This window comes from Gammaproteobacteria bacterium, from assembly GCA_029880545.1.
GTDB lineage: Bacteria > Pseudomonadota > Gammaproteobacteria > Acidiferrobacterales > SZUA-150 > JAOUOD01.
This window is the reverse complement of sequence record JAOUOD010000002.1, coordinates 219,573-242,617: the sequence shown is the minus strand read 5'-3', so window position 1 is coordinate 242,617 and position 23,045 is coordinate 219,573. Positions and strand designations below refer to the sequence as shown.

The window sequence follows — 23,045 nt, the reverse complement described above, 5'->3', positions numbered from 1 at the left end:
ATACGATTTTACCTGGTGAAGTGTAGCTCAAATCCAAAAATCTCCAAGTGGCCCCGGCGCAAATTCTGTTCCGGCCGTCGGCTCGTCAGTCTTCGGCGGGCAAGGCTTTGCCGGGATTCAGTATATTGTCAGGATCAAATTGCTGTTTGATGGCTCTCATGAGCATCAGCGCGTTGGCATTCAATTCGCGGCTGACGAACTCGCGCTTGACTTCACCGATGCCGTGCTCGCCGGACAGGCTGCCTCCAAGCGACAGCACCAGGTCAAATACCGAATCCAGGCAGGGTATAGCCCTGGCGGCCTGATCCGGATTCTGGCTGTCGTAAAGCAGGTTGACGTGGATATTGCCATTGCCCGCATGCCCGAAATTGACGATGGTGATGCCATGCCTGCTGCCGATGTCATTGAGTCCATTGATCAGCGCCGGTATTCTGCTTACCGGAACAACAACATCTTCGTTGATCTTGTTCGGTGCCAACTTGCGCAGTGCCGGAGACAATGCTTTGCGCATTTGCCAGAGCGCCTGGATCTGTTCGCGGCTTGTGGCGATGTCCTGGGCAACCAGGCCCGGATTGCCTGCAGACCGGATTAGAGTTTGTGCATCATCATGGATTTGCCCGGCCTGTCCTTCCACTTCAACCATAAGCAACGCACCAGCATTGGCAGGTGTATCAACATTGCCGTGTTCACGAACAATATCGATAGCCTTTGTGTCCATGAACTCCAGTGCGCTGGGAATAATATGCTGGCGCATTATGCTGGATACTGCGTGACTGGCAGAATCGATATCGCGATACAGCAGTCTAATGGTTGCACGTGCCGGTTGTAGTGGCAGGAGTTGCAATGTGGCCTCGGTAATGACGGCGAGAGTGCCCTCGGAGCCTATGATCAGGCGGGTGAGATCGTAGCCGACCACGCTTTTGCTGGTGATGGCGCCAACAGAAAAGAGTTCACCGGCGCCGCTGACTGCGCGAATCCCGAGCACATGGTTGCGCGTACTCCCGTATTTGACTGCCCGCGGTCCGGCTGCGTTCATCGCCAGGTTGCCACCAATGCTGCAGACGTCGGTGCTGGTAGGATCCGGAGCCCAGAACAAGCCATCCCTGGCCGCGAGATCCCTGACCTCGCCATTGGTGACACCGGGTTGCACGCGAATGAACCGGTCTTCGGGCCTGTACTCGATGATGTTGTTGAGTTTTTCGGTAGACAGGATGATCCCGCCGGGTTCGGGTACGCTGGCCCCGGTCGTGTTCGTGCCACGACCCCGTGTTGTGACCGGAACCTGGTACCTGCGACAAATCCGGATGATGCCGTTTACTGCTTTTTCATCAGCCGGAATGGCGACCGCCAGGGGCATGCGATGCAGGCGCGAGTTGTCATACCCGTAGGCAAGCATATCTCCATCGGCGCTGAGCAGTCCGTGGTTACCGCATACGGATCGCAGATCCGATAACAGCGGCGGGTTAGTTTCAGTCATGATCGCGAATTCGCTTGATCAGCGATGTGGTTGAACGATCGAACTCGAATGGAATGGAATGTACCTTGCCACCGTTTTTCTGAACCAGGTCCGCGCCGACAATATTTTCCACCGTCCAGTCACCACCCTTGACCAGGTGGTCCGGCGATACAAGACGGATTAGCTCATAAGGCGTGTCCTGATCGAACCATGTGACCAGTGCCACGCATTGCAGGGCAGCCATCACGGCCATCCTGTCTTCGAGGCAATTAATCGGTCGATCGCTGCCCTTGTCGAGTCGTCTGACCGATTCGTCAGTGTTCAGTGCAACCAGCAGCGTGCTGCCAAGTGATGCAGCCTGCTCGAGATATGTAGTATGACCCCGGTGAAGAATATCAAAGCAGCCATTGGTAAATACCAGCGGTCTGCCGGCCGTCTTAATGGCGGCAACGAGATCTTCGTGTCGGGTGATTATTTTTGATCCGGTATTCAATCCAGGTACTCGAACAATTTGACAATACGTTTGGCGCCGTTGACTACGCGCGCCGCTTCAGCGGCGTCCGCTCCTTCTTGCTGGCTAACAAGACCCATGAGAAAAACAGAGCCGGATTCAGTTACTACCTTTATGCGTGTCGAATCAACTCGCTTGTCGGAGGCAAGGCGTGTTTTGACAACGCTGGTTATCCATGCGTCGCGGGTGCGCGAGCTGACTGATGCTACGGGTGCAATTTCCATCTGGTTAACTGTGCGTTTCACGCCACTGGTCTGGCGGGCATGGCTCAGAATCAGGTTGCGATCCTGTTCGTTTCCGATTTCTCCCGAGATCAATAATACGCCGTTGACGCTGGTGAAGCTGAGGTGTGCTGTTTCCCTGAGTACTTTCTGCTGATCGACAAAACGTCGCATCTTAATTTCGATATTTTCATCATCAATTATGGAGCCGAAACTGCGCTTGTCATTGGTAATCACTGCACCGGCACCGGCACCGGCGACAACTGCAGTAGCACAGCCTTGTATTACTGGCAGGAGCGTGGCCAAAAGCAGAAGCACGGGGAAGCCTGAACCGGAAAATGTGTATCGATGCATGATTCGCCCTGGCGTTTAACTGGTTTGGCCAAGCAACTGCAAGTCAATCAGGTCACACAGGCAATGAATGGCAAGAATGTGTATTTCCTGTATGCGTGCGGTCGAGGCGCCTGGTATGCGTATCTCCACGTCATTACCTTCTACCATGCCGGCGATTTCTCCGCCTTCGCGACCATTAAGCAGGATGCAGGTCATGCCACGTTCATGTGCCGCCTCAACTGCCCGAATGATATTGGTCGAGTTACCCGAGGTACTGATTGCCAGCAGGATATCACCTTGCTGACCCAGGGCCCGGATTTGTTTGGCAAATATGTCATCAAAATGATAGTCGTTGCCGATCGAGGTAATGGTCGAAGCGTCGGTGGTTAGTGCCATCGCCGGTAATCCCGGTCGTTCAGTCTCGAAACGATTCAGCAGTTCGGATGAGAAATGCTGGGCATCGGCTGCGGAGCCGCCGTTACCGCAGGCGAGAATTTTCCTGTCACCCAGCAATGCGCGCAGCATCACTTGTGCTGCCCGGGCAATATCCTCGGATATCAGGTCTGCCGCGTTTTGTACGGTAAGCAGATGATTGGCTATATTGTCATTGATCCGGTTGACCAATTCGTTGATGTCATGTTCCTGTGGCATGGGAATTTTCTCTGGTTGCCTTCAAGTTTAGAAAAACGCGTTTGTAATCCAGTTGGGGTCGCCAGCCTGGTTGTCCCCGGTAATGGCTACCAGGTCGAACCGGCACGGTCGACCGGCGTGTTCATTGTTTCGCTGCAGAAACCATTGTGCCGAGCGAACCAGTTTCTGCTGCTTTCCTTGCGTTACGGTTTCCTCGGCGAGACCGTACCGACCGGATTTGCGGTACCGTACCTCGACAAACACCACGGTGTCATGATCCATCATTATCAGGTCTATTTCACCATGCGGTGTACGCAAGTTCCTGTCAACAAGCCTCAGCCCCTTGTCCTGCAGGTACCGGCAAGCCCGTTTTTCCGCGGCTTCGCCAACCAGCAAGTGACGGGCTTTTTCAGGCATGATCATGGTTGTCGTTATCGGCCCGCACCCGGTGCTGCATTATTCAGATTGCCTGAATAATGGTATTCCGATTTTAACGGCGAAGGCACGCCTCGCTGAAATTTTGCCCAGACCAGTTGCCGGTGCAATCTGCCTTCCTGGTCAACGCTCAGGCTGCTGGTGACACCGTTGAATCTTGCACCTGAACCGCTGCCAATGCGGTTCAGGTGGGGAATAACCGCATATGCATCCATTCCCAGCGCGTACAGTCGGTCGAGCTGGGTTCTGGCGTAGGACCAGTTACCCTGCAGCTGGCGCAATTCGTGTATGTCGCCCTTGTCTATCAGCATCCACGGCATGTCGCCAAATCGAATGCCGTTGAGATCCTGGTCCTTGATGCGGTCATCGCGACCGGTAAAGATGTGCGAAGTGGCGTAAACCGGAATCTGGTGCGCCCGGTAATAATTGAGCTGGGGCTTGATCAATCGACCCTGCTTGGCCCGGGTTGCCAGGAACACACAATCTACATCCTGGCGTCGCCGCGGCTCCATATCCAGGCGCGTGCGAGTAATGGTTTCGAGTCTTGTCTTTCGATTGAGGCTACTGTTGATGTCGAAAAGCTGTTGTATCGTTTGCGAGTGATCATACACGTCTTCGTTGTACCCCACTTCTGACAAGACCGTGCCGCCAAGGCGTAACCAGTGTTCATTGAACGCTGTGCGCATACGCTCGCCCCACGGGTTCTGGGGGTAGAGTGTGACTGCGTGACGATGACCATCAACATATGCCTGCTCGGCAGCCTGTTTGGCTTCCTGTTCCGGTGTGAGACCGAACTGGAACACGGCAACATTATCAATATCGATTTCCCGGCTGGTATGACTCAAAAACAACGTTGGCACATCGATCTCGACATTGGCCACCAGGGCATCGACAGCCTCATTGCCGAGTGGACCGATGATGAACTGGGCGCCATCTTTTTTGGCCTGGGCAAATTGTTGCATTGCCTGGCGGACCTCGTCGCCAGTATCGTAAAAGCGGATTTGCGGCTTGTCCGGGCGTGCGCTGGCGTTATCCATGGCAATAATGCCTTCCTTGACCGCCTCGGCGGCGAGCTTGATGGCATGCGACGCAGAACTTAGCGGTAACAGGATGCCGATGCTGCCGATGCGGCCGATTAGCGCCGGCCCCGGGCTCTTGAGTGTTTTCAGTGTTGTCTCGGTAACCGGGTGGGTCGAATGGTCTTTTTTCCATTGACCCAGGGACCGGCCGAACGTGGCCGGTGATTTGGCTTGTCTCAGGGCCAGGTCGGTCCAGCCGCGGAAGACCGGGTCGCCGGCGAGGTTGTGTGCATCACGCAACTCTCGCACCGGCAATTGACTCAGAATTTCCCAGATTTTCAGCTGGTTGGTATCAATATCCCTGGGTTCGGTGATATGCCGCTCCCGGTTAATCAGGTTTTTAACGGCGCCTACCGGGTTGTTTAGCGCCAGCTCTACTTCGGCCTCCAGATCATAGGCCTGGATCAGGGTAGCGGGTTGCACCCCGGATGTTTTCCGTGCGCGCGAAAGTAGTCGCGCTGCTTTTTCATTGCTGCCTTCGTGGATAGCGATACGTGCGTAAAGTATCAGCTGCCTTGCCCGCAGGTCCGGTTGATTTTTTCCGGCCTGGATATCCTTCAGCGTGGCCTGGGCGTAGTCAAATTGACCGCCCTTGATGTAGGCTTCCGCAGCCCTGGTGAATAGCCCGGCGCGGTCAGTTTTGGCTGCGGATTCTGCCAGTTTTACATATTGTCGGGCGGCTAAAATATATTCGTCCGAGGCCTCGGCACGGGCGGCACCTTCAAGAGTTGCCGGCTCGGCGGCTTCCGGGAGTTTCGGCCCCGGTGTGCCGCAACCGTGCATCAGGGCGGCAAAAAACAGGCTTGCCAGGCCGAGCCGGACGCGGTTCAGCAGGTGAACAGGGCGGGATATCTGTAAATTCATCGTTGTACTCACGTCAGCTTACCTTATTATAGGGCGCACAATGTGGCAGAGAGTATCGTAAGGGGGCGTTGTTGTGTCAAACCGCGGGCGGCTGTACGTAGTGGCAACGCCGATAGGCAACCTGGACGATTTATCCGTTCGGGCGCAAAAAACGCTCGCCGAGGTTGACTGCATTGCCGTAGAGGATACGCGCCATAGCGCACAAATGCTCAGCCGATTTGGTATTCAGAAGCCCCTGATTTCAGTTCATGAGCACAACGAGCGCGATCGTAGTGCCGGGCTGGTGGATCGCCTGCGCGGCGGTGAAGCCATTGCCCTGATAAGCGACGCGGGAACCCCGCTGATTTCAGACCCGGGATTTATCCTGGTTCGGGCAGCCCGGGAGGCAGGAATAACGGTCAGCCCGATCCCCGGCCCGAGCGCGGCCATTGCTGCACTCAGTGTTGCCGGTCTGCCCAGCGATCGGTTCTTTTTTGAAGGGTTTCTGCCGCATAAAACCGGTGCCAGGCAAAAACGGCTGCATGAATTGGCCGGCGAAACTGCAACTCTCATTTTCTACGAAAGTCCACACCGCATAGAGGGAGCGCTGGCAGATATGGCAGCGATTTTCGGGGAGGGCAGGCAGGCAACCCTGGCCCGGGAGCTCACCAAGATTCATGAAACTATTATCGACGGCAGCCTTGAATTGTTGGCCAGGATTGTTACTGATGATCCGAACCAGAGGCGAGGTGAGATTGTCCTGGTTGTAGCAGGCCATTCGCCGGATGTGTTGGGGATGACGCCGGAGGCTGAACGGGTGTTGAAGCTGTTGTTGCAGGAGTTGCCTGTCAAAAAAGCTGCGAGGCTGGCGAGCGAAGTTACCGGTGTCAGTCGCAACCTGCTTTATGACCTGGCCCTGCATTCACGTGACTGAGGTCAGCCGCCCCGGTTTGCTGTTTTGGTATTGGCACGGCGTGTGGCTTCGCTCTCAGGGGCGGTATCACTGAGTGAGAAGTTGATTTGTGAACCGGGACTCTGCTTCGCTTCATACATGCATTTGTCGGCAGCAGCAATCAGGTGATCATCGTCGACATATTCATCCGGACCGGTCTGGGCGATACCTATGCTCAGAGAGAAATCAGGATATTTGTTGTTAAATCCATTCAGAATCTTGTTACAAACCTCAACGGCATTCTGTACGTCGCAGTTCCCCAGAATAATACAAAACTCATCCCCACCATAGCGGCATGGGATGTCGGTTTCGCGAACTGATTCCAGCAATACCAGGCCGATATGGCTGAGAACTTCATCACCGGTCTGGTGACCAAGCTGATCATTAATTTGTTTGAAATTATCCACATCGAAATATATCGCTGAAACCGGTTCGTCAGATCGTTTGGAACGAGAAAGTTCGTAGCGCAGCATTGTTTTCATTGCGCGCCGATTATACAGCCCGGTCAATGGGTCACGTTGGACCAGCTCTTCTAGTTGCTGGGTTCTTTCCTGAACTTTCTTTTCCAGGCTTTCTGCGTAATCCGCGGTTTTTTGCCGGGCATTCTTGATTTCTTCTACCAGGCTTCGTATGTAGGTATCAAATACCAGCGTAGTATCGAATGACAACAATCTTGAGAACAGTCGTGCCAGTGTGTCGCGAGTATTTTCTTCCGGAATTTCCTTTTCAAACTGTTCGATGATAATTTCCTTCAGCTTGTTAAGGCCGGCGATATAGAGTTTTGGCTCAACACCGATACGCTTGTGAACCATACCGATACGCAACCGGTTATTGACATAGTTGGCATCGTAGTAGCCGCCAAACAGCGAAAGTATATATTTTCGCATTGCCGCCCTCAGTCGCTTTAGCGTATCCAGATCGCCAATGAGAAGGGCAGCCTCGTCTATTTCAGTCTGATGCTCGTAGAATTCGTCGACAATCTTGTCGATGTTATTTTCAATAACATACCGATATTTGCTCAGTGTCTGAAGGTCGGAGTCCTCCAGGCTCAGCAATTGTTTGCGATGTTGAATATCGATTTCCGAAATTTGCAGTTGCTCGAGCAACGTCTGGCTGATTCGTTTCATGCTGTTCCTTGGCCCTGAGCAGGGGAAGCGTACCCCGTCCTTGTTTCCTGTTTCGAAGCTCTAGATTTATCGGTATTTGTTTGCAGAGACTTTAGTGGGGCTGGGGAGCGGCTACGCATCAGGGCCCTGTGATTGGTATATGGATATCCGCACAAGTTGTCATAGGACCGGGCACGGCCGGCCTGGGCAGTACAGGGAAAAACCTGTTGGCGCCAGCGGAAGTCCGGCACCCCTTTGTTGATGCCCTGGACTTGGGTACACTTGGCCGATCAGGAAACAACATCTACCTGGATAGGACAATGCCTGGTTCCCCTGTTTTTACGTGCACAGATATTCGTCGGCTCATTATTCGTGGTGAACTGAAAAACCCCGCACTAAAGCAACATGTTCCGCAATGCCCGGAGTGCCTGGCATTTGGCCGCAAGTACCTAAAGGACAAGAAAGAAGCAGAGGCTGCGGGCCGGGAAATGAAATCAGATCCGCAAGCAATGGCGGCGCAAATGTTGGCAATGGCTGAAGGTCAGCGCGAGACCTACCGCAAAATTCCACGATGGCTTGGTATTGTTGCAGGTTTCCTGATCGCCGCACTGTTTTTGATGTTAATCGTCTAGTGTTTGTGCCACCCAGCTTCTGAATTCTCGGCAAGACCATTCAGGACACTATATAATAGTGGCGGTAGTCAGCCAGACAGTCGCTCGTGCGTTCTACGCGCGGGAGGAAAGTCCGGGCTCCACAGGGCAGGGTGCCAGGTAACGCCTGGGCGGCGTGAGTCGACGGAAAGTGCAACAGAAAGTATACCGCCGATGGCGCTGGCGACAGTCAGCGCACAGGTAAGGGTGAAATGGTGCGGTAAGAGCGCACCGCGCCGGTGGCAACATGCGGTGGCGATGGAAAACCCCACCCGGAGCAAGGCCAAATAGGGGTGCAATGGCGCGGCCCGCGCTGCACCCGGGTAGGCTGCTTGAGGTTTGTGGCGACGCAAATCCCAGATGAATGACTGTCCACGACAGAACCCGGCTTATCGGCTGACTACCTTTTTATTTACTACATCCTTTTATAAGCCCAGTTTATGGGCTTTTTCTTTGGCGTGGTTAGTTTGTTAGCGCCAACAAACATTCTGTGTTTGTTCCAGGTCTTCCGCCAATCCAGCCTCCGCTTTTGCCTGACTTTTTAGGCGAACATATTGATTTTCAAACAAAAAATTGTCTTGACAGTGTATTGGTAGGGCCACTATAGTGTGAAATGGTGGGAATTTGTGGGAACCAGTGGGCTAACTAGGAGCCAAGTGGGAAAAAATGTTTCGCGGAGTCAATAACTTAAACCTCGATAGCAAGGGTCGATTGGCGATACCCACGCGCCATCGCGATGCCTTAGTGGCCCGCTGTCAGGGTCAGTTGGTACTTACTGTTGATAGTCGTGAGAACTGCTTGTTGCTGTATCCCTTGCCTGACTGGGAAGACATTGAACGAAAGTTGGTCAAGTTGCCGAGTTTGAGCAAGTCAGTTCGTCGCCTGCAACGCTTGCTGATCGGGCATGCCATCGAGTGTGAGCTGGATGGCAATGGCCGAATCCTGTTGCCGGCGCCATTGCGGGATTTCGCCGGTTTGGACAAGTCGGCGGTATTAATTGGTCAGGGTAACAAGTTTGAAATCTGGTCCGAGGAGACCTGGTCAGCCCGGCGAGCTGCCTGGCTGGAGGAGGGGGACGATGATGATGGCGATATGCCGCCTGAACTCAGTTCCATTTCCCTTTAATCGTGACGTGTCGGGACCTGGAGCGTGAATGAGCACTCGCATCTACCGGTACTGCTTGACGCCTGCATCGAAGGCCTGGCTATCAGGCCCGATGGTCGCTACGTGGACGGAACATTCGGCCGCGGCGGTCACAGCCGCGCCATTCTTGACCAGCTTGATGATCGAGGCCGCTTGCTTGCCCTGGACAGGGACCCGCAAGCCGGGCAATGGGCGACATCCCATTTTGCTGCCGACGAAAGGTTCAAATTTATTGGCAGGTCATTTTCCATGCTTGAGCAAACAGTAATGGAACAGGGTTGGCATCGACAGCTGGACGGGATTCTCCTGGACCTGGGTGTGTCGTCACCTCAGCTGGATGATGCCAGCCGCGGGTTCAGTTTTCGTAACGACGGTCCACTGGATATGCGCATGGACACGACGCAAGGCATGAGTGCTGCCGATTGGCTGGCTTCCGTATCTGAACAGGAGTTGGTGCGGGTATTGAAAGAATATGGCGAAGAACGGTTTGCCAAACGAATTGCCCGGACGATTGTTCGTGAGCGAGAAGACAGCCCGATCACAACAACAGCACAATTGGCCGGCTTGATTGCCGAAGCTGTGCCGACCCGGGAGCGCAAGAAGGATCCGGCTACTCGCAGTTTCCAGGCTATCCGTATCGCCGTGAATCGTGAGCTTGAAGAGATTGAGGCAGTGCTACCCCAGTGCGTGCGTTCGCTCAAGGCGGGTGGTCGCCTTGCCATTATCAGTTTTCATTCACTGGAAGATCGCATGGTGAAGCGATTTGTTTCCGGCCTGGAGAAGCGAGGAAACCTGCCACCCGATCTGCCGGTTACCGAAGACAGTTTGCCGGAACCGGTATTGCGCAGAATCGGTAAGGCACAAAAGGCCGGGACCGCTGAGTGTGACAGAAATCCGCGGGCACGTAGCGCGGTGTTGCGGATTGCCCAAAGAACGACTGCAGCCTATGCGTAGCAGCATTCTGGTTGTGCTAATCCTTGCCTCAGCCGTGGCGGTGATAGGCATGCGACACCAGAGCCGGATGAATTTTGGCGAGTTGCAGGCGTTGCGTGCAGAGCGCGACATGTTGAATACAGAATGGGGAAAACTGTTACTGGAAGAAGGAGCGTGGTCACGCCACCAGCGGGTGGAAGCGGCGGCGCAGAAACGAATGGGGATGGCTTTGCCGGGGCCGCAGCAGGTCCGGATTATCGAGCGAGAGACAAATGACAGCACGAAATAACAAGATCAGGGTCGTGAAGCCAGCGGCATTTGGTTTGCGTCGTCGTGTTGTCTTGACAAGTTTTATTATCGTTATGGCTATTCTGACCGGCAGGGCAGTGTTTCTGCAGGTTATGAATGCAGAGTTTCTCGTAAAGCAGGGCAATGCCCGCCACTTGAGGGTAGTCAAGGAAAACGCGGTGCGCGGAATGATTATGGACCGTAACGGAGCACCTCTGGCCGTAAGCACGCCGGTGGATTCCGTATGGGTGCAACCGGGAATGTTTGTCGAGGCGCGCAGCCAATGGTCGTCTCTGGCGCACGTACTTGATATCAGCGAAGCCCAGGTCGCACGACTGGTTCGACAGAATCGAGATCGTGAATTCCTGTACCTTAAGCGACATGTAACGCCGGACGTCGCCGAGCATGTCAGCCAACTAAACGTGCCAGGCGTTTCCCTGTTGCGTGAATACAGGCGTTACTACCCGACCGGAGCCGTGACAGGCCATGTTCTCGGGTTTACCAATATTGATGACCAGGGGCAGGAGGGAATTGAACTGGTCTTCAATGACAGGCTGGCGGCGCAACCTGGAAAAGTCCAGGTATTCAAGGACAGGCATGGAAAGGCTGTAGAAAGTGTTGATCAGATTCAGCGCGCTATTCCTGGCAGCGATATGCGAATCAGCCTGGATCGCCGCCTGCAGTATCTAGTTTATCGTGAGCTGACGGAGACCGTGTTGCGGCACAAGGCGCGTGGTGGTTCAGCCGTTATTCTGGATGCAAAAACCGGTGAGATACTGGCAATGGCCAATGCGCCGGACTTCAATCCCAATAATCGCCTGGATCTTCGCAGTAACAATTTCCGCAACCGGGCAGTGACCGATGTATTTGAACCGGGTTCAACGGTAAAACCATTTACTGTCGCCGCCGCCCTGGAGTCTGGCCTGTATACGCCAGGCTCTCGTATCGATACCACGCCGGGAGTCGTGAAAGTGGGTGCGGCAACCATTCGTGATGAACACAAAAATGGCATGCTGAGTGTTGCCGGGGTAATACAGAAATCCAGCAACGTCGGTGCTGCAAGAATTGCACTGGCCATGAACCGTGAGGTGATGCGGGATTTTTTTGCAGGCGCGGGTTTTGGTGAGCTTACCGGGATCAATCTTCCGGGCGAGGTTGATGGGAACCTGCCGAAGGCCGAGCGCTGGGTAAAAATAGACCAGGCCGTGATGTCGTTTGGTTACGGCTTGTCCGTTACCGCCTTGCAATTGGCGCGTGCCTATACTGCGTTTGCCAATGACGGCATGTTAACGCCGCTGTCAGTATTGCCGCTTGCCGAAGCCAGGCCAAGAAGAGTCATGTCCGTACAAACTGCGCGACAGATGCGAAGTATGCTCGAACTGGCTGCTGGTGACGACGGTACAGGTGCTGCAGCACAGGTGCGTCATTACCGGGTTGCAGGAAAAACCGGAACCGTGCACAAGCTGGTAAATGGTGAGTATGCTGATGACCGGTACCTGTCCCTGTTTGCCGGAATGATTCCAGCGTCGGATCCGCGACTGGTAATGGTTGTGATGATCGATGATCCGCAAGGCAAGTATTTTGGCGGCCAGGTTGCTGCCCCGGTATTTGGCAAGGTGATGTCAGGCGCAATGCGCATTCTTAATGTTGCGCCGGATGCGCCTGTAGTCGAAAAGCGCTGGGCGCGCGCCGGATCAGGGGGAGCAACATGACGACCCCGAGCCATCAGGTCTATTATTCCAGATTGTCCGAGTTGTTACATGGCGTTGACGTGGTCAGCGCCTTTGTCGATGTAGGGTTCTGCGGGATGACAATGGACAGTCGCCGCGTTGAACCAGGCTATTTATTCGTCGCGATAAAGGGCATGGCGACTGACGGTCACGACTATATCGAAACCGCGCTTGAGCGCGGTGCCGTTGCCGTTCTGACTGAAGAAGAGCGGCCAGAATTGAAAGACATGCCGGTAGTTGTTGTGCGGCAGCTGCGAGACCAGCTGGGTATGCTGGCAGACAGGTTCTATCGCTCACCTTCACGGGACATGAAAATCATTGGTGTTACCGGAACCAATGGCAAAACAACCTGTACCTATTTGACATCCCAGGCGTTGAATAACTGTGGAGAGCGTTGCGGATTGATCGGTACAATGGGAATCGGTTATCCCGGTAATCTTGAAGACAGCGGCCACACCACTCCGGACGTGATCAGTGTTCACAGGGTGCTCGCGAAGTTTCGGGATGATGGCTGCAGTCATGTGTGTATGGAAGTGTCGTCACATGCGCTCGACCAGGGTCGTGTCAGCGCAGTCGATTTTGATATTGCCGTGTTCACCAATCTCAGTAGAGATCATCTCGATTACCACGGCAGCATGGAGCGTTACGGGCGCGCCAAGCAGAGCCTGTTCCACTACCCGGAACTGGATTGTGCCATCGTCAACGAGGAAGACGAATTTAGTGAGCAAATAGCCCAGGCTTTCCTGGCGCGGGATCATAATCATCCGGAACAATTGCTGACCTATGGATTTGATCATGCCCGTGTTTGCGTTCGTCATTACCGTGTCCGCAAAGACGGGTTTGACATGACCATTGGCCATGGCGACGACGAGATCGACGTATCCTGCAATATGCTGGGACGTTTCAATGCGTCGAATGTACTGGCGGTTGTGGCAATTCTTTTGTGTATTGGCAGGCCATTGTCATCCTTGCCCGCGGTATTGTCTGCACTCAAGCCGGCAGCCGGGCGTATGGAAATCTTCCATGGACCGGATTCACCGGTTGTTGTTGTCGATTACGCGCATACGCCGGATGCACTTGAAAAAGCATTGCAGGCACTGCGTGAACATGTCTCTGGAGAGGTGTGGTGTGTTTTCGGTTGTGGCGGTGATCGTGACAAGGGCAAGCGACCCTTGATGGGAGAAATTGCGGGCCGCGTAGCTGACCGGGTTGTGTTGACTGATGACAATCCTCGATTTGAAAACGCCAAGAGTATTATTGAAGACATACTCGCCGGCCTCAGTGGACAAGCCGAAGTGATTCAGCCCCGTGAACAGGCAATCAGTACAGCCATCTCTGCCGCTAACCCTGGCGACATCGTACTGGTTGCAGGCAAGGGGCACGAAACCTACCAGGAAGTAGCTGGCGAACGAAACTTTTACAGTGATCGGGAAACCGTGGAGCGGTTGCTGGAGGTGGCGGTGTGATGACCTTGTCAGCTGCTGCCAAAGCCATGAATGGAACACTGTCCGGAGCGGACGGGGAGTTCACGGGCGTCAGTATTGATACAAGGACATTGTCGCCAGGTGACGTTTATTTTGCCGTGAAGGGGCCTCGATTTGACGGGCACAACTTTGTTACCGGGGCATTGAATGCGGGGGCGACGGCTGCCGTTGTAAGCCGTGCGCTGGAGGTGAATGCGCCACTTATTGAGGTAGAGGATACCCGTATTGCGCTTGGTGATCTTGGCGCGGAGTGGCGTACCCGGTTTGCGTACCCGGTCATAGGTGTTACCGGGAGCAATGGCAAGACCACGGTTAAGGAAATGATCGCGTCCATCATGGGTATTCGTCACACGGGCCTGTCCACCAGGGGAAACCTGAACAATGACCTAGGGGTCCCGTTGACACTGTTAAGAATGCGGGAACATGACCAGTATGCCGTCATCGAAATGGGTATGAACCATACCGGTGAGATCTATTACCTGACGACAATGGCGAAGCCGAATATCGCAGTTATTACAAACGCTGCGGAAGCTCACCTGGAAGGACTGGGTTCGGTTGAGGCCGTGGCTCACGCCAAGGGTGAAATCCTTTCCGGGCTGCCCAGGGATGGAGTGGCAATTATTAATGCAGACGATACCTATGCCGGGTTATGGGTGGAAATGGCAGAAGGGCGTCCAATTGTGAGTTTCGGTCTTGAGTACGAGGCTGATGTTCGTTGTGAGTACAAACTGCATGGTGACTGCAGTGACATTCACTTGATAACCAACCAGGGGAAAATCGATATGCGCTTGTCCATACTGGGTAAACACAATGTATTGAATGCAATGGCAGCCAGTGCTGCATCTATTGCAGCCGGGGCAACACTGGAAGATGTACGGGCCGGTCTCGAGAAACTGCGCGCGGTTTCCGGTCGCCTGGAAACGAAGCAGGGAATCAACGGCGCCAGGGTGATTGATGACACCTATAACGCCAACCCTGCATCAGTATCCGCAGGACTCGAAGTTCTGAAGAATACCGGCGGTGAAACCATTCTTGTTCTGGGCGACATGGGTGAACTGGGTGATGCCGGCCCGATGATACATCGGCGTGTTGGCGAACTGGCAAAGCGTGTAGGTGTTAGCCGCCTGTTTGTTATCGGTAATCTTGCGCAACACGCTGCCGCCGGCTACGGCGCGTCAGCGAGACATTACCAGGATGCAGACAGCCTGGTTGAGGATTTGATTGATTGCCTGCATTCGGATGCAACTGTGCTGGTAAAGGGCTCAAGGTTGATGAAAATGGAAACAGTGGTTTCCGGTATTACAAACGTGAACAAGAGTTAGGAGGAGCGACGTGCTCTACTATCTTTTTGACGTTCTGGCGGAAGACATAAGCTTTTTCAATGTCTTTCGTTACCTGACCATGCGCGGCATTCTTGGTGTTATCACGGCCTTGACAATAACGCTGGTAATTGGCCCGTCAATGATCCGGTGGCTGAGTCATTACCAGATCGGGCAGACAGTCCGTGATGATGGCCCGGAAACGCACCTGAAGAAGGCTGGGACGCCAACCATGGGTGGCGCGTTGATCCTGGTCTCCATCGGTATTTCCACGTTGCTGTGGGCGGACTTGACCAATCGTTTTGTCTGGATCGTGCTGCTGACAACAATGGCATTTGGCGTGATCGGTTGGGTTGATGACTACAAGAAGCTGGTTAACAAGGACCCGCGGGGAATTGGCGCCCGGAACAAGTATTTCTGGCAAACAGTATTTGGTGTCGGTGCAGCACTGGCATTGTATTACATGGCAAAAGTACCGGCGGAAACCCAGCTTATCGTTCCATTTTTCAAGAATATCGCACTGGATCTCGGGCCATTTTTCGTTCTGTTTACCTACCTGGTAATCGTAGGGTCGAGTAATGCCGTGAACCTGACAGATGGCCTGGACGGACTGGCAATACTTCCTACGGTGATGGTTGCGGCAGGCCTCGCAATATTTGCCTACGTAACCGGAAACATCAAATTTGCCGAATACCTTTCCATACCCTATATCGCGGGCTCTGGTGAAGTCCTGGTTTTTTGCGCGGCGATTATCGGTGCCGGGCTTGGGTTTCTCTGGTTCAACACTTACCCGGCGATGGTATTCATGGGCGACATCGGAGCATTGGCTCTTGGCGCAGCCTTGGGTGTTGTAGCGGTAGTCGTGAGGCAGGAGCTGGTCCTGTTCATCATGGGCGGTGTGTTTGTCATGGAGACGATATCGGTAATCATACAGGTGGCGTCGTTCAAGCTTATTGGCAAGCGCGTTTTTCGCATGGCGCCTTTGCATCATCATTTCGAACTAAAGGGCTGGCCGGAGCCGAGGGTAATTGTTCGATTCTGGATCATTACCTTCATGCTTGTGTTGGCCGGGCTGGCAACGCTGAAGATTCGGTAATACGAAAACATGTTATCGCGGGAATATGCAATGACTGACAACAACAGGAATGCGGTGGTAGTAGGGCTGGGTGCAACCGGGTTGTCCTGTGTACGCTACCTGCACGCGCGTGGCTATTCAGTCAGCGTTGTTGACAGTCGCGAGTTGCCACCAGCGCTGGCCAGGTTGAAACAGGAATACGCGGATGTGGAATTCCGCGGCGGTGAATTCAGGACTGAATGGTTTGACGCTGCTGACATGCTCGTGGTCAGTCCCGGTGTAAGCATCAGGCAGCCAGTTATCGAGCAAGCCCGTGCAAGAGGTGCAGATATTGTCGGCGATATCGAACTGTTTGCGCGTGAGGTCAAGGCGCCGGTAATTGCGATAACCGGATCCAACGGCAAGAGCACTGTTACCAGCCTGGTCGGTGAATTATGTCGGGGTGCCGGGATGAATGCGCCGGTTGGTGGAAATATCGGTCGACCGGTGCTGGAAATGCTTGATGAGCCTGAGGCTGATGTCTATGTCCTGGAGCTGTCGAGTTTTCAGCTTGAAACGACAGCCAGCCTGGCAGCTGCCAGTGCCGTAGTGCTGAATATCAGCGAAGACCACATGGATCGTTACAACGATCTTGATGATTATGCCGACAGCAAGGCGATTATATATCGTCAATGCGGTCACGTGGTTTATAACCGCGAAGATTCTGTTGTAGCGGCAATGGCTGTTGGGTATGCCGGTGCGCGGTCGTTCGGGTTTGACCGGCCGCGACGAGCTGAGGATTACGGTATTGACGAATCGTCTGAATGGATCGTCAGGGGTAATGAGCAAGTAGCCAGAATCGCGGATATAGGCCTGGTGGGCAATCACAATATGACCAATGTGATGGCAGCCCTGTCTCTTGTTGAACCATTTGCCATTCCCGTTGACGTGGTTCGGACCGTATTGAAGTCGTTTACCGGCTTGCGTCATCGATCTGAACTGGTGGCCGAATCCGGTGGCGTGAAGTGGATCAATGACTCCAAGGCGACCAATGTTGGTGCTGCAATCGCAGCTTTGCAGGGATTGAGCGGGCCGGTAATTCTGATTGCCGGTGGCGAAGGAAAGGATGCGGACTTCCGGCCGTTTGGTGTTGCCATGCCCGGCCGGGTCAAGCTGCTTGTCTTGATCGGGCGCGATGCGCAAATTATCCGCGATGCCGTACCTGGATCTGTAGCGTCAGTCACAGCCGATTCAATGGAGCAGGCTGTCCAGATCGCAGGTGACAATGCAGAAGCGGGTGATTATGTGTTGTTGTCACCGGCGTGTGCAAGTTTTGACATGTTCAGGAACTTCGAACATCGAGGCGATGTATTTGGTGAGTGTGTCAGGGCCTACCTGGGCCAAGGAGCAGCCGGATGATGATCCATGCCGTGACCAGTGCATTGCCGGGCGCAACAAAGAGTTTGCGAAAGCCCGGTATTGCCGCGGACCCGGCCTTCATTACCTCTGTCATGTCGCTGATCATGCTTGGATGGCTCATGGTGTTTTCTGCTTCCTTGTCGGTAACCGATGCCGCCGCTGGTTCGACATACCAGTTTACGCTGCGCCACAGTATTCACGTACTCATGGGCCTGTCGCTGATGTTTGTAGTGAGTCGTGTCCGGTCAGGGATATTGATGCGCATAAGCCCGGTGTTGCTGGTAACCGGAATCATCTTGCTGATCCTGGTGTTGCTGCCCGGAATAGGGGCCAAGGTAAATGGTTCCGTACGTTGGCTGAATCTTGGATTGATGCGGGTGCAGCCGAGTGAATTCATGAAGCTGTTCATGATTATTTATGTTGCCGGTTATGTCGTTCGCAAGAAGGAAGACCTGGGATTGTTCGTGCCGGGAATTGTCATCATGTCAATGGTGCTTGGTCTAGTTGGTACCTTGCTCCTGCTTGAGCCGGATCTCGGCACCGTGGTTGTGTTGTCGATAACAGTGATGACCATGTTGTACCTGGCCGGCGTGCGTTTTCTGCATTTCATGATCGTTGTGTTGACGGGCGCAGGGTCAATGGCACTTCTTACCTGGTTGTCACCTTACCGCATGGAGCGCGTTACCGGTTTTCTCGATCCCTGGGCAGACCCGTTTGATTCCGGGTTCCAGTTGGTACAGGCGTTGATTGCGTTTGGCCGTGGTGAATGGTTCGGTGTCGGGCTGGGTGCAAGCATCCAGAAGCTTGCATACCTGCCGGCGGCGCATACTGATTTTCTGTTGGCTGTGTTGGCGGAAGAGCTCGGTTTTTCCGGAATCCTTTTTGTAATCGGCCTGTTTGTTGTGCTTGTGTTTCGCGGGTTTCATATAGCCAGGCTGGCCGAACAACGTGGCGATCTGTACTCAACAAGACTAGTCCAGGGTATGTCGTTGTTGCTCGGCTGGCAGGCAGCAATAAACATGGGCGTGAATATGGGGATGCTGCCTACGAAGGGACTGACTTTGCCACTGATGAGTTATGGCGGCAGCAGCATGATTGTGAGTTGTCTTGCCGTCGGTATGATTCTGATGGTTGATCGTGAGAACCGGATAGCATCATGACCCATGAACTGAAACGCATAATGATCCTTGCTGGCGGAACCGGTGGCCACGTGTTCCCGGGCCTTGCGGTGGCTCGTTACCTGCGCGACCGGGGTGTTGTGGTTGAATGGATGGGAACCGAGGCCGGGCTGGAGGCCGCAGTTGTCCCGCGCAACAAGTTTGTTTTGCATGCCATCCGAATCAAATCAGTAAGGGGTGGTGGAGTTGCGCGCTGGGTGTTGTTGCCGTTTCGCCTGGGAAGCGCAGTGATCCAGTCGTTCGTGATTTTGTCGCAACACAGACCACAACTTGTATTGGCAATGGGTGGGTTTGCATCCGGCCCCGGTGCCATAGCAGCCTGGATTATGCGAATACCCGTGCTCGTGCATGAGCAAAATGCCGTGCCAGGCCTGACAAACCGGGTATTGTCCGTTGTCGCCAGAAAAGTAATGACAGGCTTTCCCGGAGTGTTGGCCGAACATCCGGGCACGCGCCATGTAGGTAACCCGGTGCGCAGGGAAATTGCGGCTATGAGTGATCCGGATACGCGTTATGCCCAGCACCAGGGCCGGATGAGGTTGTTGATTATTGGTGGCAGCCAGGGAGCACGGGCGCTGAACCGAATTGTGCCGCAGGCAATTGCTGCAATGGAGCCGGACAAGCGTCCTGAGATCTGGCATCAATGCGGCGCGCGTTGGCTGGATGAGGCGCGCAAGTCCTACCACGACGCCAACATAACCAGTGTTGAGCTGTCCGCATTCATCGAAGACATGGCTGAAGCCTACAGCTGGGCAGACCTGGTGATTTGTCGTGCCGGGGCCATGACGGTTGCCGAACTGGCAGCAGGCGGAGTCGCATCGCTGTTGGTGCCGTACCCTTACGCGGTTGACGATCACCAGACGGCCAACGCCGAGTACCTGGTACGAAATGAGGCGGCAATCCTTGTGCAGGAGAAAGAGCTTACCGTGGAACGGCTGAGCAGAAATCTGGCCGAGCTTGATGCAAATCGTGGCGTCTTGCTGAATATGGCGAAGGCGGCACGAACACAGGCCGTAACCGATGCGGTGGATACGGTAGCCGGAATTTGTGAAGAGGTGGTTCATGCGTAGCTGGGTCAACAAGGTGCATTTTGTCGGTATAGGCGGTGTCGGCATGTGTGGTATCGCTGAGGTGTTATGTAACCTGGGATTCAGCGTCAGCGGATCAGACTTGCGTGCCAGCGCCAATACGAGTCGTCTCTCCGGGTTGGGAGCGGCCATTAACATTGGTCACGATGCGGGCCTTGTGCATGGTGTTGATGTTGTTGTCGTATCGTCGGCGATTGATACAAGTAATCCCGAGGTTGCGGAGGCCATCGCACTCAATATACCGGTGATACCCAGAGCAGAAATGCTGGGTGAACTAATGCAGTTGCAGCGCGGAATTGCCATTGCCGGTACGCATGGCAAAACCAGCACTACAAGTCTTGTGGCAAGCATTCTTGCCGAGGGTGGCCTGGACCCCACGTTTGTGATCGGCGGGCGCCTGAACAGTGCCGGTACCAACGCGCGTCTCGGAAAGGGCGACTACCTCGTGGCCGAGGCCGATGAGAGCGACGCATCTTTTATTCATCTGCACCCGTTAATGGCCGTGGTCACCAATGTTGATGCGGATCACATGAGCACCTACGAGGGTGATTTTGAAAAACTGAAACAAACTTTCGTGGCGTTTCTCCATAACCTGCCTTTTTACGGAATGGCGGTTTTGTGTTACGACGACACCGTTGTCAGGGAGTTGCTGCCCAGGATTCACAAGCCTGTTCTGACTTATGGCGAGACCGAGGGGGCCGACTACCGGATCTCGGATATTCGTAGAGACGGGCGCAGCAGTCATTTTGTGATAAGCAAGCCCGGTAATGATGCTTGGTCGAATTTCACAATCAACCAGCCAGGCACGCATAACATCCTGAATGCAACTGCTGCCATTGCCGTAGCCGATGTCCTGGGTGTTGCACCTGTTGCGATACAGAAGGCTTTACAGGAATTTGCAGGCATCGGAAGACGCCTGCAAATCAATGGTGAGTATGAAATAGACGGAAAGAATGTGCTGTTTATTGATGACTATGCACACCATCCTACTGAAATCCGGGCGACGCTGGAGGCTGTAAGGCAAGGCTGGCAGGAGCGTCGACTTGTAACCGTGTTCCAGCCCCATCGTTACTCAAGAACACACGACCTGATGGACGACTTCAGTGCGGTGCTGGCAGAAGAAACCAGCCTGGTAATCACCGAGGTTTATGCTGCCGGTGAGAAGCCGCAAAGCGGTGCAGACGGACGTGCATTGTGTCGTGCGATCAGGGCTCGCGGCCAGGCAGACCCGGTATTTGTTGACGATGTCGAACAGTTATCTGATGTGCTCGTAAACCTGCTTCAGGATGGGGACCTGGTATTGACCATGGGCGCAGGAAGTATCGGCCAGGTGGCTGCCGAGCTGTCCGGGAAGCTGAACGGAGCAGAGGTCGGATGATTATGGCAAAGCAGGCATCACAGCTGCGAGGTCGCATGAAAATGGCGGAACCCATGACGCGCCACACCAGTTGGCGCATTGGTGGACCGGCTGACAAATACTACCAGCCGGCTGACCTTGATGACCTGGTTACCTTTCTCGCCAGCCTGCCGGAATCGGAGTCGTTGAGCTGGATTGGTTTGGGCAGCAACCTGTTGGTGCGTGATGGTGGAATCAGGGGAACAGTTATCGCCCTGAGTGGAATGCTTAACGAGTTGTCAGTTATAGAGAGCAGTCTCGTGCGTGCCGAATCCGGAGTGGCTGGAGCGAAAGTAGCGCGGTTTTGCGCCAACCACCACCTTGTCGGCGCCGAATTTCTCGCGGGCATTCCGGGTACTGTCGGCGGCGCCTTGGCCATGAATGCTGGAGCATTTGGCGGTGAAACCTGGCGTATTGTTGAAAGTGTAGAAACCATTGACAGGCATGGGCACATACGGACAAGGCCCGCATCAGAATATGAAATCGGCTACCGCAAGGTGCGTGGACACGAAGGTGAGTGGTTTGTAGCCGCCCACCTGAGATTGCAACCGGGTGAGTCGAGTAGTGCCAAAGAGGAGATACGAAACCTGCTTGCCCGTCGAGGAGATACACAGCCCACCCAGTTGCCGAATGCGGGTTCTGTTTTCAAGAACCCGGACGGTGACCATGCGGCGCGCCTGATAGAGGCATGCGGCCTGAAGGGGTTCTGTATCGGCAAGGCCTGTGTATCGGACAAACATGCAAACTTTATTATCAATACCGGTAACGCCCGTGCTGCTGATGTTGAAGCACTTATTGGGCACATAAGAGATACCGTAAAGGCCGAGCAGGATATTGATCTGGAGCCTGAGGTGCGAATCATCGGAGAACCTGCAGATGACTGAGCAATTCGGAAGGGTAGCGGTGTTGATGGGCGGCCTCTCAGCCGAGCGGGATGTATCGCTGAAAAGTGGTGCAGCCGTGTTGCAGGCGCTGAAAGAAGCGGGAGTCGATGCCCACGGCATTGATGCCGGCAGGGATGTGCTGGAAATTCTGAAGCAGCGTGATTTTGATCGTGCATTCATCATATTGCATGGTCGATGGGGCGAGGACGGAGTGATCCAGGGAGCGCTTGAAGTAACCGGTTTGCCTTACACAGGAAGTGGTGTGCTGGCATCAGCGCTGGCAATGGACAAGCTGAGCAGCAAACGGTTGTGGCGAGGGGTAGGGGTCAGTACAGCAGAGTTTGAAGAAATCAGTGATGAGTCTGGCCTGGCTGAAGCAGCCGGAAAACTCGGGTTTCCCATGTTCATCAAGCCGGCACATGAAGGATCCAGTGTAGGCATGGCAAAAGTCACCAATGACACCGAACTGAACCAGGCCTGGGCAGCGGCGCGTGAATTTGATAGCCAGGTCATCGCCGAGCGGTTTATCGACGGGCCTGAATATACGGTCGCAATACTGGGTGACGAAGCATTACCGGTGATCAGGGTGGAGACACCTAACGAGTTTTACGACTACGACGCAAAGTATGTTGCAGATTCGACTCTTTATCACTGCCCCAGCGGTTTGACTGAAGAACAGGAAAGTCAAATGAAAGATCTTGCTTTACAGGCATACAACGCGCTTGGGTGCAAGGGCTGGGGTCGAATTGATGTAATGATGGACAAGAATGAAAAGATGTATGTGCTTGAGGCAAATACCGTTCCGGGCATGACTGATCATAGCCTGGTTCCCATGGCCGCGAGACAGGCCGGAATTGGTTTTAGGGAGCTGGTGTTGAAAATACTGTCGTTGAGTAACGGGAAGGCGTGTTGA

General features: G+C 54.2%; 22 protein-coding genes and 1 other RNA gene. 16 read left to right on the top strand and 7 right to left on the bottom strand.

Features of this window, described 5'->3' with window-relative positions:
* Nucleotides 1-85: 85 nt before the first annotated feature.
* From OEZ10_03185 to OEZ10_03160, 6 genes are read right to left on the bottom strand one after another with little or no spacing between them, the layout of a single operon-like run.
* Complete coding sequence (locus tag OEZ10_03185) at nucleotides 86-1,477, bottom strand: FAD-binding protein (GenBank protein MDH5631976.1); 1,392 nt, start codon at nucleotides 1,475-1,477, stop codon at nucleotides 86-88.
* The gene (rfaE2, locus tag OEZ10_03180) at nucleotides 1,470-1,931 is read right to left on the bottom strand and encodes a D-glycero-beta-D-manno-heptose 1-phosphate adenylyltransferase (GenBank protein MDH5631975.1); all 462 of its coding nucleotides are present in this window, start codon (nucleotides 1,929-1,931) and stop codon (nucleotides 1,470-1,472) included. The genes OEZ10_03185 and rfaE2 overlap by 8 nt, the downstream gene beginning before the upstream one ends.
* A gap of 14 nt (nucleotides 1,932-1,945) precedes the next feature.
* A complete protein-coding gene (locus tag OEZ10_03175; GenBank protein MDH5631974.1) occupies nucleotides 1,946-2,506 on the bottom strand; it encodes a BON domain-containing protein in 561 nt (186 codons plus the stop codon).
* Nucleotides 2,507-2,557: 51 nt separating this feature from the next.
* Nucleotides 2,558-3,172, bottom strand: a complete 615-nt coding sequence (locus OEZ10_03170) for a phosphoheptose isomerase (GenBank protein MDH5631973.1) — start codon at nucleotides 3,170-3,172, stop codon at nucleotides 2,558-2,560.
* Between the two features lie 27 nt (nucleotides 3,173-3,199).
* On the bottom strand, nucleotides 3,200-3,568 hold the full coding sequence (locus tag OEZ10_03165; protein MDH5631972.1) for a YraN family protein: 369 nt from the start codon (nucleotides 3,566-3,568) through the stop codon (nucleotides 3,200-3,202).
* Between the two features lie 14 nt (nucleotides 3,569-3,582).
* Entirely contained in the window at nucleotides 3,583-5,529 is a 1,947-nt protein-coding gene (locus OEZ10_03160; protein ID MDH5631971.1) for a penicillin-binding protein activator, read from the bottom strand.
* A gap of 73 nt (nucleotides 5,530-5,602) precedes the next feature.
* Between OEZ10_03160 and rsmI the strand changes: the two genes are divergently transcribed.
* Nucleotides 5,603-6,442: a 16S rRNA (cytidine(1402)-2'-O)-methyltransferase gene (gene rsmI, locus OEZ10_03155; GenBank protein MDH5631970.1), complete on the top strand. Its 840-nt coding sequence runs from the start codon at nucleotides 5,603-5,605 to the stop codon at nucleotides 6,440-6,442.
* A 2-nt stretch (nucleotides 6,443-6,444) separates the two neighbouring features.
* Here rsmI and OEZ10_03150 read toward each other — a convergent pair whose 3' ends face one another.
* A complete protein-coding gene (locus OEZ10_03150) occupies nucleotides 6,445-7,587 on the bottom strand; it encodes a GGDEF domain-containing protein (protein ID MDH5631969.1) in 1,143 nt (380 codons plus the stop codon).
* A gap of 299 nt (nucleotides 7,588-7,886) precedes the next feature.
* Between OEZ10_03150 and OEZ10_03145 the strand changes: the two genes are divergently transcribed.
* The 15 genes from OEZ10_03145 to OEZ10_03075 all read left to right on the top strand — a co-directional run bounded on the left by OEZ10_03145 (nucleotide 7,887) and on the right by OEZ10_03075 (nucleotide 23,045).
* The gene (locus tag OEZ10_03145) at nucleotides 7,887-8,198 is read left to right on the top strand and encodes a hypothetical protein (GenBank protein MDH5631968.1); all 312 of its coding nucleotides are present in this window, start codon (nucleotides 7,887-7,889) and stop codon (nucleotides 8,196-8,198) included.
* Between the two features lie 64 nt (nucleotides 8,199-8,262).
* Nucleotides 8,263-8,624: RNase P RNA component class A (rnpB, locus tag OEZ10_03140), an RNA gene on the top strand.
* A gap of 258 nt (nucleotides 8,625-8,882) precedes the next feature.
* Nucleotides 8,883-9,341 carry a division/cell wall cluster transcriptional repressor MraZ gene (gene mraZ / locus OEZ10_03135; GenBank protein MDH5631967.1) on the top strand — a complete coding sequence of 153 codons (459 nt, stop codon included), beginning with the start codon at nucleotides 8,883-8,885 and terminating at the stop codon, nucleotides 9,339-9,341.
* Between the two features lie 24 nt (nucleotides 9,342-9,365).
* Nucleotides 9,366-10,313 carry a 16S rRNA (cytosine(1402)-N(4))-methyltransferase RsmH gene (gene rsmH, locus OEZ10_03130; GenBank protein ID MDH5631966.1) on the top strand — a complete coding sequence of 316 codons (948 nt, stop codon included), beginning with the start codon at nucleotides 9,366-9,368 and terminating at the stop codon, nucleotides 10,311-10,313.
* Complete coding sequence (gene ftsL / locus OEZ10_03125; GenBank protein ID MDH5631965.1) at nucleotides 10,306-10,581, top strand: cell division protein FtsL; 276 nt, start codon at nucleotides 10,306-10,308, stop codon at nucleotides 10,579-10,581. The genes rsmH and ftsL overlap by 8 nt, the downstream gene beginning before the upstream one ends.
* On the top strand, nucleotides 10,565-12,292 hold the full coding sequence (locus tag OEZ10_03120; GenBank protein MDH5631964.1) for a penicillin-binding transpeptidase domain-containing protein: 1,728 nt from the start codon (nucleotides 10,565-10,567) through the stop codon (nucleotides 12,290-12,292). Before ftsL ends, OEZ10_03120 begins: the two co-directional genes overlap by 17 nt.
* Nucleotides 12,289-13,776 (top strand): UDP-N-acetylmuramoyl-L-alanyl-D-glutamate--2,6-diaminopimelate ligase, encoded by a 1,488-nt coding sequence (locus tag OEZ10_03115; GenBank protein ID MDH5631963.1) that lies wholly within the window; start codon nucleotides 12,289-12,291, stop codon nucleotides 13,774-13,776. Before OEZ10_03120 ends, OEZ10_03115 begins: the two co-directional genes overlap by 4 nt.
* The gene (locus OEZ10_03110) at nucleotides 13,773-15,116 is read left to right on the top strand and encodes a UDP-N-acetylmuramoyl-tripeptide--D-alanyl-D-alanine ligase (GenBank protein MDH5631962.1); all 1,344 of its coding nucleotides are present in this window, start codon (nucleotides 13,773-13,775) and stop codon (nucleotides 15,114-15,116) included. The genes OEZ10_03115 and OEZ10_03110 overlap by 4 nt, the downstream gene beginning before the upstream one ends.
* Nucleotides 15,117-15,195: 79 nt before the next feature.
* Complete coding sequence (gene mraY / locus OEZ10_03105) at nucleotides 15,196-16,209, top strand: phospho-N-acetylmuramoyl-pentapeptide-transferase (protein ID MDH5631961.1); 1,014 nt, start codon at nucleotides 15,196-15,198, stop codon at nucleotides 16,207-16,209.
* Nucleotides 16,210-16,239: 30 nt separating this feature from the next.
* Entirely contained in the window at nucleotides 16,240-17,586 is a 1,347-nt protein-coding gene (gene murD / locus OEZ10_03100) for a UDP-N-acetylmuramoyl-L-alanine--D-glutamate ligase (protein ID MDH5631960.1), read from the top strand.
* Nucleotides 17,583-18,746: a putative lipid II flippase FtsW gene (ftsW, locus tag OEZ10_03095; GenBank protein ID MDH5631959.1), complete on the top strand. Its 1,164-nt coding sequence runs from the start codon at nucleotides 17,583-17,585 to the stop codon at nucleotides 18,744-18,746. Before murD ends, ftsW begins: the two co-directional genes overlap by 4 nt.
* Nucleotides 18,743-19,834 carry an undecaprenyldiphospho-muramoylpentapeptide beta-N-acetylglucosaminyltransferase gene (gene murG, locus OEZ10_03090; protein MDH5631958.1) on the top strand — a complete coding sequence of 364 codons (1,092 nt, stop codon included), beginning with the start codon at nucleotides 18,743-18,745 and terminating at the stop codon, nucleotides 19,832-19,834. Before ftsW ends, murG begins: the two co-directional genes overlap by 4 nt.
* Complete coding sequence (gene murC / locus OEZ10_03085; protein MDH5631957.1) at nucleotides 19,827-21,230, top strand: UDP-N-acetylmuramate--L-alanine ligase; 1,404 nt, start codon at nucleotides 19,827-19,829, stop codon at nucleotides 21,228-21,230. The genes murG and murC overlap by 8 nt, the downstream gene beginning before the upstream one ends.
* Nucleotides 21,227-22,132, top strand: coding sequence for a UDP-N-acetylmuramate dehydrogenase (gene murB / locus OEZ10_03080; GenBank protein ID MDH5631956.1), 906 nt, complete (start codon nucleotides 21,227-21,229; stop codon nucleotides 22,130-22,132). Before murC ends, murB begins: the two co-directional genes overlap by 4 nt.
* Entirely contained in the window at nucleotides 22,125-23,045 is a 921-nt protein-coding gene (locus OEZ10_03075; protein MDH5631955.1) for a D-alanine--D-alanine ligase, read from the top strand. Before murB ends, OEZ10_03075 begins: the two co-directional genes overlap by 8 nt.

Bases quoted from the DNA above. Each gene is read 5' to 3' on its own strand.
- OEZ10_03185 (MDH5631976.1), bottom strand. From the start codon at position 1,477: ATGACTGAAACTAACCCGCCGCTGTTATCGGATCTGCGATCCGTATGC.
- OEZ10_03170 (MDH5631973.1), bottom strand. From the start codon at position 3,172: ATGCCACAGGAACATGACATCAACGAATTGGTCAACCGGATCAATGAC.
- OEZ10_03165 (MDH5631972.1), bottom strand. From the start codon at position 3,568: ATGCCTGAAAAAGCCCGTCACTTGCTGGTTGGCGAAGCCGCGGAAAAA.
- OEZ10_03160 (MDH5631971.1), bottom strand. From the start codon at position 5,529: ATGAATTTACAGATATCCCGCCCTGTTCACCTGCTGAACCGCGTCCGG.
- OEZ10_03150 (MDH5631969.1), bottom strand. From the start codon at position 7,587: ATGAAACGAATCAGCCAGACGTTGCTCGAGCAACTGCAAATTTCGGAA.
- OEZ10_03145 (MDH5631968.1), top strand. From the start codon at position 7,887: ATGCCTGGTTCCCCTGTTTTTACGTGCACAGATATTCGTCGGCTCATT.
- mraZ (MDH5631967.1), top strand. From the start codon at position 8,883: ATGTTTCGCGGAGTCAATAACTTAAACCTCGATAGCAAGGGTCGATTG.
- ftsL (MDH5631965.1), top strand. From the start codon at position 10,306: ATGCGTAGCAGCATTCTGGTTGTGCTAATCCTTGCCTCAGCCGTGGCG.
- OEZ10_03120 (MDH5631964.1), top strand. From the start codon at position 10,565: ATGACAGCACGAAATAACAAGATCAGGGTCGTGAAGCCAGCGGCATTT.
- OEZ10_03115 (MDH5631963.1), top strand. From the start codon at position 12,289: ATGACGACCCCGAGCCATCAGGTCTATTATTCCAGATTGTCCGAGTTG.
- mraY (MDH5631961.1), top strand. From the start codon at position 15,196: ATGCGCGGCATTCTTGGTGTTATCACGGCCTTGACAATAACGCTGGTA.
- murD (MDH5631960.1), top strand. From the start codon at position 16,240: ATGACTGACAACAACAGGAATGCGGTGGTAGTAGGGCTGGGTGCAACC.
- ftsW (MDH5631959.1), top strand. From the start codon at position 17,583: ATGATGATCCATGCCGTGACCAGTGCATTGCCGGGCGCAACAAAGAGT.
- murG (MDH5631958.1), top strand. From the start codon at position 18,743: ATGACCCATGAACTGAAACGCATAATGATCCTTGCTGGCGGAACCGGT.
- murC (MDH5631957.1), top strand. From the start codon at position 19,827: ATGCGTAGCTGGGTCAACAAGGTGCATTTTGTCGGTATAGGCGGTGTC.
- murB (MDH5631956.1), top strand. From the start codon at position 21,227: ATGATTATGGCAAAGCAGGCATCACAGCTGCGAGGTCGCATGAAAATG.
- OEZ10_03075 (MDH5631955.1), top strand. From the start codon at position 22,125: ATGACTGAGCAATTCGGAAGGGTAGCGGTGTTGATGGGCGGCCTCTCA.